We start from the raw sequence: 9,929 nt of genomic DNA on the forward strand, positions 1-9,929 counted from the left end.
ACGGGCTGCTGGCTAGTGTGCCGTCCACTCGATGCTCTTCAGGTCGATGCCTTCCTTGGCCATCTCGTACAGGGGGCTCATGTCCCGGAGCTTGCGGACCTTGTCCACCACCAGCCGGGCCACATAGTCCACCTCTTCCTCGGTGTTGAAGCGTCCGATGCCGAAGCGGATGGAGCTGTGCGCCATGTCCTCCTCCACGCCGCACGCTCGCAAGACGTACGAGGGCTCGAGCGAGGCGGAGGTGCACGCCGAGCCCGAGGACACCGCCACGTCCTTGATGGACATCATCAGCGCCTCGCCCTCCACGTAGGCGAAGGACACGTTGAGGTTGCCCGGCAGGCGGTGCTCCAGGGAGCCGTTCACCGTCACCATGTCGAGCTGGCTGAGGATGCCGGTGCGCAGCTTCTCGCGCAGGCGGAAGATGCGAGCGGACTCCTCGGCCATCTCCTCCCGGGCCAGCTCCGCCGCCTTCCCGAAGCCCACGATGGAGGCCACGTTCAGGGTGCCCGAGCGCATGCCGCGCTCGTGTCCGCCGCCGTCGATGATGGGGGCGATGCGCACGCGCGGCTTGCGGCGCACGTAGAGGGCGCCCACGCCCTTGGGGCCATACATCTTGTGAGCGGAGATGGAGACCAGGTCCACCTTCAGCTCTTCCACATTGAAGGGCAGCTTGCCGATGCCCTGCACCGCGTCGCAGTGGAAGAGCACGCCGCGCTCGCGGCACAGCTTGGCGATCTCGGCGATGGGCTGCACGGTGCCGATCTCGTTGTTGGCGAACATGATGGAGACCAGCACCGTCTTGTCGGTGATGGCCGCCGCCAGCTTCTCCAGGCTCACCTGGCCGTCCTTCTCCACGTCCAGGTAGGTGACACGCGCGCCGCCGGTGGGGAGCTGCGCCCACTTCTGATAGGTCTCGTCCTCTTCGATGCGGTGCCTGGCCGCGAGCTCCGAGAGGTTGTCCTGGGTGACGTCCGTCTCGGCGAACTGCGAGAGCCGGAGCATCTTCAGCTCGTCCAGGCGCTCCTGGCGGATGCGCTCCAGGCGCTTGCAGGTGTCCAGCACGGCCTTGTGCTCGGTTTTCAGGGTGATGATGTGGTCACCCTTGGCCTTGTAGAACTCGATGACGCCCTTGATGGCGAGGTTGTCGGACTCGGTGGCGCCGGAGGTGAAGACGATCTCCTTGTCCGAGGCGCCGATCAGCTCCGCCACCTGCTTGCGGGCCAGCTCCACCGCGGCCTCGGCCTTCCAGCCGAAGGCATGGTTGCGCGAGGCGGCATTGCCGAAGTCCTCGCGCAGGTAGGGCAGCATGGCGTCCAGCACCCGCGGATCCAGCGGGGTGGTGGCGTGGTTGTCCATGTAGATGGGCAGCTTCATCTCTCGAAAACCTTCCCGCTGGCCTACATTGACCCACCAATGTGGACCAGGACGGTCTAATATTAAAGCGAGCACCTCGCGGTCAAGGGAACATCCGAGCGACGCACGCTCCATCCCAGGGTGTAGGCGCGGGGGGTTGGCTGTAGGGCGCAGGGCTTAGACGCCGGGGCTGAGGGCTCACCAGTGAGCCCTGGGGGCCCCCTCGCGCCACCTTGGTTCAATTCCATGGAACCGCTCCGGCTTGGCGCACCTCCGCCTGCGCCCTTTCGAGGCAACTGCTCCGGAATGGGGCACCCGCATCCGGTAAGTACCTGGAAGCACGTAAAGCGGGACTTGGCCGCTTCTCTGCACTGCTGTCCTCGCGGAGGGCGAACCCATGAGCGCCAGCGAGAAGCAGAACCGGATGAATGGCAGCAACAACGCAGGCAACAGCACCGAGACTCGGATGCAGTTGGTGAAGGAGCCCAACGGCCCGAACGGCACCCGCTACGAGACCGGCTGGCGGGCGGGCAAGCCCGAGGAGGACCCCGAGAAGATGAAGAAGTGGGGCCTCATCACCGCCCGGCCCAGCGAGTTCCTCATCCACATGCGCCGCGGCCGCGTCCGTGAAGTCTCCGGCCAGGGCGCCAGCTGCTTCAAGTTCCCCGGCGACGCGGTGGCCATCGTCCCCACCAGCGTGCAGCGGCTCCAGTTCACCGCGGACCAGGTGACGAGCGAGAAGGTCGGCGTGTCGGTGACGGGCCTCGCCGTGTACCGGATCGTCGATCCGCTCGTGGCGTTCCGGATGCTCAACTTCTCCTTCCCGGAGCGCGCCTCCGAGAAGCTGCAGGATCTGCTGCGAGAGATGTTCGTCGGCGCCGCCCGGCGCCTGGTGGCCAACCTCTCCGTCGAGGAGTGCCTCACCAAGCGCAAGGAGGGCATCGCCACCGAGCTCATGCGCGAGATTGCCCCCGTGGTGTCCGGCCACGGCCGGCTCGATGACAGCACGGACGCCGGGTGGGGCGTCGTCATCGACACCATCGAGATCCAGGACGTGCGGGTGCTCAGCGCCACCGTCTTCGAGAACATGCAGGCGCGCTTCCGCCGCGAGCAGGAGCGCCAGGCGCGTGAGGCGGAGCTGGCCAAGGAGCGCTTCCTCCGCCGCGAGGAGGCCGAGGCCGAGCGCGTCATCGCCCTGACGAAGCTCGCCGCGGACGAGGAGGTCCGTCAGAAGCGCACCGTCACCGAGGAGCAGGCCCGGCTGGAGGAGCTGTCCTCCGAGGCGCGCGTCACCGAGGCGCGGCTGGCCCAGGAGCGCGCCATCAAGCAGGGCCAGTCCGCCACCGAGCGCGAGGTGACGCTGGCCAAGCTCAACGCGGACATCGAGGTCCGCCAGCGCAAGCAGCAGGCCGAGGAGGCCGCCAAGCTGGAGCAGCTCGCCACCGAGTCGCGCGTGGCCGAGGCGAAGCTGATGCAGGATCGCGCGCTCAAGCAGGGCATTGCCGCCAGCGAGCGCGAGGTGGCGCTCACCAAGCTGAACGCCGAGCTGGAGCTGCGCCAGCGCAAGCAGGAGGCCGAGGAGGCCGCCAAGCTGGAGCAGCTGGCCAGCGAGGCGCGCATGGCCGAGGCGAAGCTGGCCCACGAGCGTGCCATGGCCGAGGCCGAGCTCACCCACGAGCGTACCCTGGCCGCCGCCCGCGCCGAGGCCGAGCTGGAGCGCATCCGCCAGGAGCAGCAGGCGGAGATGGAGAAGATCCGCCACGAGCAGGAGGCCGCTGGGGCCCGGCACGAGGGGCAGCTCGCCGCGACGATGCAGGAGGTGGAGCGCCTCAAGGCCCAGGTGCAGGTGGCTCAGGCCCGCCGCGCCATCGCCGAGGCGGAGCTGGCCATCGCCGAGTTCGAGACGAAGAAGCTCACCGTGGCTCAGGAGCTGGAGCTCTCCCGCGCCAAGACGATGCGCGACATCGAGAACACGCTGAGCCCGGAGGTCATCCAGATGACGCTGGCGCAGCAGCTCCCCCAGGTGGCGGCCGCCTTCCAGCAGAAGATGGGCGAGGTCCATGTCACAGCGGTGGATGGCGCCAATCCGTTTGGTTACATCGCCGCCGCCGTGGAAGGGGTCATGGGGCTCGCGCGTTCTGCGGGCCTGAAGGTTCCCAGCCCCACCCAGCCGCCGCAGTAACCGGCCCCCCGGTTCGGCGTATATAAGGAGGGCGAGGGAGCACAGGAGGTCGTCAGTCGTGAAGAAGGTTGGGATTCTCGCCGCGGTGTGCGGCATCGCCGTGGTCGTCATCCCCTGGCTCATGCCCACCGGCCCCAGCGCCGGGCTGGATGCCACGAAGTTCCTGGCCTCGGGCAGCTTGTTCCTGGGGGCCGCCGTCGTGTTCGCCGGCGGCCTCCTCACGTCCCTGACGCCCTGCGTCTACCCGCTCATCCCCATCACCGTGTCCGTCTTCGGCGCTCGGAAGGCGGAGGGGCGGGGGAAGGCGCTGGTGCTCACTTCCTCGTACATCGTTGGCATGGGAGTGGTCTTCAGCGCGCTCGGAGTGCTGGCGGCCAAGACGGGACAGGCCTTCGGCACCATGCTCGGCAACCCCGCGGTGGTGACGGGGCTGGCGGTGTTCCTCCTGGTGCTCGCCACCTCCATGTTCGGGGCCTTCGAGCTGGCCCTGCCTTATGGCCTGCAGCAGCGGTTGAACTCCGTGGGGGGCGCGGGCGTGGCCGGCGCGTTCCTCATGGGCAGCGTGTCCGGGTTCCTCGCGGCGCCGTGCACCGGGCCGGTCCTCACCGGCCTGCTGGCCTTCGTGGCGAAGACGGCGAACACGGGGCTCGGCGCGGGGCTGCTCTTCATCTACGCGCTGGGCATTGGCGTGCCCTTCTTCCTCATTGGCGTGTTCACCGTGCGGCTGCCTCGCGGCGGCGAGTGGATGGAGTGGGTGAAGAGCGTGCTGGGCATCATCCTGGTGGCGCTTGCCTTCTCGTACCTACGCGATGCGTTCCCCTGGGCCCGAGACACCGTGAAGGGTGTGGCTGCTCAGGTGGGCCGGGTGCCGGGTGCCTTCATCACCGGCGCCTTCGCGGCCGTGGGGGTGCTCATTGGCGCCGTGCACCTGTCGTTCAAGTCCTCGGCTCGGGAGTTCGCCGTGAAGTCCGCGGCCGTGGCGCTCGTGGTGTTCGCCATCATCATCCGCGTGGGCGCCATGGACACCGCGCCCACCGGGGCGCTCTGGGTGAAGCTCGGCTGGGCACAGCCTCCCCAGGCCCCGGTCTTCCAGTGGCATCAGGTGATGCCCGCCAAGGAGGCCTCCTTCTCCCCCAACGAGTTCGAGAAGGTGCTCGCCACGGCTCGCACCCAGGGCAAGCCCGTGCTGATCGACTTCTTCGCGGACTGGTGCGCGGCCTGTAAGGAGCTGGATCGCGAGACGTACCCGTCGCCCGAGGTCATCTCCGAGGCCGGGCGCTTCCTCAGCATCAAGATCGACGCGACGAACAGCGAGGATGCGCTGGATTCGCTGATGGATCGCTTCGGCGTGAAGGGCCTGCCCACCGTGGCCTTCGTCTCCTCCCAGGGGGAGCTCCTGAAGAACCCCCGCGTCACCGGGTTTCTCGAGCCGGAGCAGTTCACCGCCGAGCTCAAGAAGGTCCAGTGACGCTCCCGGCCTGACGCGCCTTCACGTGTCCGGGCCGCTGCCTTGTCCGCCCTGCTCATCGAGCTCGGCCAGCAGCTTCTTGCGCGCCAGGTGCAGCCGGGACCAGACGGTGCCCAGCGGAATGCCGAGCGCCTCGGCCACCTCCGCGTGCGAGAGCCCCTCCAGCGCGAAGAGCGAGAGCACGGCCCGGTGCTCGGGGGAGAGCCGCTCCATGGCTCGTGCCAGCCGCGCGGACTCCTGCCGCGCCGAGGCCAGCCGATCCGGACCCACTCCCGCGTCGGGCACCTCCATGGCGGGTGACTGTGCATCCAGGGACGAGGTGTCCCGGGGGCGCCGCGCCCGCACCGCCAGCGCCGTGCGCAGGGCAATCCGGTACACCCACGTGGAGAGCTGGGACTCGCCTCGAAACCCCGGCAGGGCCCGGTGCAGCGCGAGGAAGACCTCCTGGAGCGCGTCCTCCGCCTCGGTGCGGTCCTTCGTCAGGTGGGCACAGAGCCCGAGCAGCGGCGCGTGGAAGACCTGGAACAGCTCCTGGAATGCCGTCTGACGGGTGCTCGCGGACGGCCCTCGGATGGCGGCGAGCAGCGCCGCCTCCCGCTCGGGGGCCAGCACCGGTGCACTGCTCATGACTGGCTGGCTCCCAGCTCACGCCGGAGCGTGGGCAGCACCTGGAAGGACAGGTACAGCGCGCGCCCGATGCACAGCACGCACACGCCCACCGCGAACCAGGTCATGCTCTCCTTGTCCAGGCTCTTGGGCCAGGGCACTCGCGAGCTGGTGAGCGTCAGCTCCGTGATCCCGAGCACCGGCAGCACCCGGCGCATGCGCGAGGCCCGGGCGATTCTGCGCTCCAGCAGCTGACGGTACAGCGCGAGCATGTCCCCCCGCGAGCTGCCCACCAGCGCCGCGTCCCGCGCCGCCCTCCGGTTGTCGAGCACCCTCAGGGTCAGCAGCCCCCCACCAATCACACCGAACACCCCGGCCGCCAACAGGAAGCTCCCGGACAGGAAGCCCACCACCGGCACCATCGCCGCGATGAAGGCCGCGCGCCCCCACAACCACGTGCGCTCCCCGCGGATCAGCCGCTGGAGCTGCTCCCACGTCCGCTCCGGGGGCACCGCTCCCGCGAGCGCGGACGAGCTGGCTGCCATGGCCCGCTGCGTCTCCTCGGCCCGGCGCAGGAACCGCTGGCAGCGCTCGCACGTCGCCAGGTGTGCCTCCAGCGCCGGCCCCTGCTCGGAGGGCAGAGCCCCGTGAAGTCTCATCTCGATCGCCAGCTCGAACGCGTCGCAGCCTTCCATGTCCGGTGTCTCCTTTTCCGGATTGGTGGGCCCCGCGAAAAAAACCTTCACGGGCACGTGTCGAAAAAGTGCGGGCTCACTCCCAGGGCTCTCCGAGCCGCCCCCGGCTGGCCAGGACCCGATCGATCATCAGCTCGTGCAGCGCGTAGAGCCTCCGGGCCAGCTCCTCCCCCTCGAGCAGCGCCACGGCGCCCGCCATGGCCTCCAGCGTGGACATGCCCTCGGGGTTGGGCGGGCGGCGCAGCCTTCGGGTATGGGGCGGCGGAGGCGGCAGCGCCAGCCCCGGCAGCCTCCGCAGCGCCGGCACGCGCTGGAGCATCCGGCGGGCCTGCCCCCAGCTCCCATCCAGCACCACCAGCCGCCGCACCGGCGGGGCCTTGGGCCCGGGCGTCTGCCCATCCGGGAAGAGCAGCCACGTGTCCGGCGCCTCCAACACCGAGTCGTCGAACCGCTCGCCCGGCGCCCCATACGTCAGCACCTGGCACCGGCTCAGGGCGAGCGCCGCCATCCGCGCCGTGTTGGTGGACTTCTCCTTCTCCTTGTTGTGGCGGATGACGAGGAACTCGGTGCACGTCTCCAGCCGCGGCACCTCGGCGCACAGGCACAGCCGCGTGGGCAGGTAGCACCGCGGGCAGCGGCCCGCGAGATCCACCGGCGTGCGAGACCTCATGTGCTGATCTTGTTCGTGCGCCGGTACTGCTCCATGAACTCGCGGGCCTCGCGCAGCTTCTGCTCGACGAAGCGATCCTCCGCGTCCGGCTCGTAGTCGTCCGGCATGTCCACCTGGAACAGCGCTGAGAGGCTCGTGGGAGAGACTTCGAGCCACTCGGCCGTGCGGCCCAGCGCCACCTGGCGGCGGCCCGCGAACGTCTCCGGCCCATCCTCCGGGCCGCACCGGCAGATGCGCGCCGAGTCTCCCGTCACGTCCACGTACAGCCCGAGCACCTCCCCATCCAGCTCCGCCGCCAGCGTGCAGGTGATCTCGCTGACGTAGGCGGCCAGGGCGTGGGCCGCGGAGCGCTCGGTGAGCGAGCGCACCATGAACACCTTCCACCCGGCCTCGCTGAGCGTGCCCGCCTCATCAATGGGCGCCAGCTCCGCCGCGGGAGCCTGGATGCGAGCCAACAGACGCCGGACTGGCCCCTCGATGCGCTCCAGTCGCGCATGGGAGGCGGGGCAGAAGAACAGGACTCGGTAGTCGCGGCTGTCGGCGGGGGGGTCCATACGGCACGGCTAGAAGAGAGGGGCTCCTAGAACAACGGTTTTAATAGTATCAAGCAGGGTTGCGCGCTATTCAAGAAGTACCAGAAATTGATGGTAAAGGCGAATCCGAGTTCCGAGGCTCTGTTGCCACCCAGAGACCCATGGCGAGCACGAGGGCGCCTCCCAGCAGGCCCATGGCGCCGAGCGCCTCGTGGAGGAAGACCCAACCCACCAGGGTGGCCGTGAGCGGCTCCATATAGGTGAGCGCGCCGGTGGACGCAGCGGGAATCCGCCGCAGGCCGGCGTTGAAGAGGATGTTGCCCGTGAGCGAGCACAGCACCGCGCCCGCGACGACCCAGAGCGCCGAGGGCTGGACTGGCGGCAGGGCGCTGGGGCCGAACAGGAGCAGCAGCGTGACGACCGCGACGGCCGAGTGCACGGAGGTGACGCCCAGGGGGCTCCAGGCCCGCGCCGCCTCCTTCGCGCAGAAGACGGAGACGGTATAGAGGACGGCGCTCGCGCTGCCGAGCAACGCCGTCCACCCGGAGAAGTCCGCTCCCGGCTTCCACACGAGCAGGGCCAGCCCCAGCGAGGTGAACGGGGCGCCCACGAGGGCCCGCGTCGAGCGCCGCTCGCTGGCCACCCACGGCGCCACGAGCGCCACCATCAGCGGGGCCAGGTAGTGGGTGAGCACGGCGACCGCCACGGGCCCGCGGTTCACGGCGGCGAAGTACAGCGCCACGTTGATGCCATCGGCCGCGCCCATGATGACGAGCGCCGCGGTGGCGCGCCGATCCTTGAGCGCCTCGCGGCGCAGCAGGAAGGGGGTGGGCAGGGCCATGGTGAGCATGGCGAGCAGGGCGTTCTGGACGCCGGTGAGCCCGGCGGGACGCAGGAAGAGGGGCCAGAAGCCCCAGAGGGTCGCCCCGACCGCGACCATGAAGAAGTACTGCACAGGAGCTCCTGAATCAGCGGGCACGCTGCCCGAGAGGGCCCGCAGCCTAGACCACGGCGCGCGGATGTGAACGCCGACTCTGGGCCCATGGCCCACCGCGAGGAAGTCGGCGGCAGGGCGGGCAGGCGTCAAGGGCGGCGTCAGCCACCGTCAACGGCGGTGACAGCGGGGCGGCCAACCCCGCGAGAAGACGGCCCACAGGGGGTGGCACGGCGGGTGCTCAAGGGGTGGGGCAGAGGAGGAACACCCATGAGCCTGACGAGTGACTTGCGCACCGCCCTCCACGAGGTGGGGGTGGCGCTGCGCCGACCCGAGGAGTTCACCCTGCGCTGGAGGGATCGCCGAGTGAGCCCCGGCCCGCGCCCGCTCATCTTCCCCGTGCTGCTGGCGAACGCGGTGCTGGGCATCGCCGCCTACGGGCTGGTGATGCGGCTGCACGAGGGCTGGGGCGGCATGCTGGGCGGGCTGGTGAAGGCCCCGGTGGCGGCGGGGCTGGCGTGGACGCTGGCGCTGCCGGCGCTCTACATCCTCAACTCGGCGTTGGGCTCGAAGCTGGATGCGTCCACCACGCTGCTGGCGGCGCTGACCACCGTGAGCTTCGGCTCGCTGGCGCTGCTGGCGAGCATCCCCATCACCTGGTTCTTCGGGCTGGCGCTCCCCTACGGCTTCGTGCGCGTGGCGGTGAACCTCACCGTGTTCGCCGGCGTGGGCGTGTGCATGGTGGATGTGTTCCTGCGGACCATGAAGGCGCTGGAGCCCGGGCACAGCCGCCTCTACGCCACGCTCTGGCTGGCCCTGGTGGGCGTCATCGGCGCGGAGCTGATGATCCTGTTCTCCCTCTTCCACTTCGACGCCTGACCGGAGGCCGCCATGGAGACTGTCTCGACGCTCGATTCCCCGTCGCTTCCCACGCCGGAGCCCGCTTCGGCTCCCATGCCCGGGATGTTCGATCTCATCCTCCGCCGCGAGGATCGCCTCCACCGGCTGATGCGGGACGAGGCGGGCTTGCCGGAGATCATCCAGAAGTTCCTCGCGCTCTCGGTGCTGGGGCTCACCATTCATGGAGTGGTGCTCGGGCTGGCCGCGTCGCTGTTCTCGCCGCGCCACTCGCTGGCCTGGTACCAGGCGGGCCACCCGGTGCTGTGGATGCCGCTGGCGTTGATGGGGGCCTTCCTGGGCGCGCTGTGCATCTGCCTGCCGTCCTTCTACTTCTACACGCAGCTGTCGGGGCTGGACGCCTCGTTCCGGCTGGTGACGGCCCAGGCGCTGCGAGCCCAGGCCACCATGTCCGTGCTGCTGATGGGCGTGATTCCGTTCTACACGGCGTGGCTGCTGGGGACGGTGGTGGGCGTGTTCGACAATCCGGGCGCCGCGCTCTTCGCGGGCCTGGGCCTGCCGTTCGCCGTGGGCCTGCTGGGCATCCGCGCCGTGTACCGAGGCTTTTGTGATCTGGCCGAGCACCTGCCC

Annotated in this window: 10 protein-coding genes; 4 read left to right on the forward strand and 6 right to left on the reverse strand. The window is 69.6% G+C overall.

Going from position 1 to position 9,929, the window contains the following annotated elements; translation table 11 throughout:
• Nucleotides 1-12: 12 nt before the first annotated feature.
• The gene (locus ACJ8AT_RS36720) at nucleotides 13-1,374 is read right to left on the reverse strand and encodes an IscS subfamily cysteine desulfurase (RefSeq protein WP_407742630.1); all 1,362 of its coding nucleotides are present in this window, start codon (nucleotides 1,372-1,374) and stop codon (nucleotides 13-15) included.
• Between the two features lie 376 nt (nucleotides 1,375-1,750).
• Here ACJ8AT_RS36720 and ACJ8AT_RS36725 point away from each other — a divergent pair, with 376 nt between their 5' ends.
• Both ACJ8AT_RS36725 and ACJ8AT_RS36730 read left to right on the forward strand, forming a co-directional pair.
• Nucleotides 1,751-3,535, forward strand: a complete 1,785-nt coding sequence (locus ACJ8AT_RS36725; RefSeq protein WP_407742631.1) for an SPFH domain-containing protein — start codon at nucleotides 1,751-1,753, stop codon at nucleotides 3,533-3,535.
• A 58-nt stretch (nucleotides 3,536-3,593) separates the two neighbouring features.
• Nucleotides 3,594-5,003, forward strand: a complete 1,410-nt coding sequence (locus ACJ8AT_RS36730) for a protein-disulfide reductase DsbD family protein (protein WP_407742632.1) — start codon at nucleotides 3,594-3,596, stop codon at nucleotides 5,001-5,003.
• A 21-nt stretch (nucleotides 5,004-5,024) separates the two neighbouring features.
• Here the strand turns inward: ACJ8AT_RS36730 and ACJ8AT_RS36735 are convergent, their stop codons facing one another.
• The 5 genes from ACJ8AT_RS36735 to ACJ8AT_RS36755 form a co-directional block, all read right to left on the reverse strand.
• Nucleotides 5,025-5,630 carry an RNA polymerase sigma factor gene (locus ACJ8AT_RS36735; protein ID WP_407742633.1) on the reverse strand — a complete coding sequence of 202 codons (606 nt, stop codon included), beginning with the start codon at nucleotides 5,628-5,630 and terminating at the stop codon, nucleotides 5,025-5,027.
• On the reverse strand, nucleotides 5,627-6,304 hold the full coding sequence (locus ACJ8AT_RS36740) for an anti-sigma factor family protein (protein WP_407742634.1): 678 nt from the start codon (nucleotides 6,302-6,304) through the stop codon (nucleotides 5,627-5,629). The genes ACJ8AT_RS36735 and ACJ8AT_RS36740 overlap by 4 nt, the downstream gene beginning before the upstream one ends.
• Before the next feature lie 76 nt (nucleotides 6,305-6,380).
• A complete protein-coding gene (locus ACJ8AT_RS36745; protein ID WP_407742635.1) occupies nucleotides 6,381-6,974 on the reverse strand; it encodes a tRNA-uridine aminocarboxypropyltransferase in 594 nt (197 codons plus the stop codon).
• Nucleotides 6,971-7,528: a hypothetical protein gene (locus ACJ8AT_RS36750; RefSeq protein ID WP_407742636.1), complete on the reverse strand. Its 558-nt coding sequence runs from the start codon at nucleotides 7,526-7,528 to the stop codon at nucleotides 6,971-6,973. The genes ACJ8AT_RS36745 and ACJ8AT_RS36750 overlap by 4 nt, the downstream gene beginning before the upstream one ends.
• A 70-nt stretch (nucleotides 7,529-7,598) precedes the next feature.
• Nucleotides 7,599-8,462: a DMT family transporter gene (locus ACJ8AT_RS36755; protein ID WP_407742637.1), complete on the reverse strand. Its 864-nt coding sequence runs from the start codon at nucleotides 8,460-8,462 to the stop codon at nucleotides 7,599-7,601.
• A 249-nt stretch (nucleotides 8,463-8,711) separates the two neighbouring features.
• Between ACJ8AT_RS36755 and ACJ8AT_RS36760 the strand changes: the two genes are divergently transcribed.
• Both ACJ8AT_RS36760 and ACJ8AT_RS36765 read left to right on the forward strand, forming a co-directional pair.
• On the forward strand, nucleotides 8,712-9,320 hold the full coding sequence (locus ACJ8AT_RS36760) for a hypothetical protein (protein ID WP_407742638.1): 609 nt from the start codon (nucleotides 8,712-8,714) through the stop codon (nucleotides 9,318-9,320).
• A 12-nt stretch (nucleotides 9,321-9,332) separates the two neighbouring features.
• Nucleotides 9,333-9,929 (forward strand): hypothetical protein (locus tag ACJ8AT_RS36765; protein WP_407742639.1); only part of this gene is annotated, 597 nt, incomplete at its 3' end.

Source organism: Hyalangium sp. (genome assembly GCF_045802625.1).
Classification (GTDB): domain Bacteria; phylum Myxococcota; class Myxococcia; order Myxococcales; family Myxococcaceae; genus Hyalangium.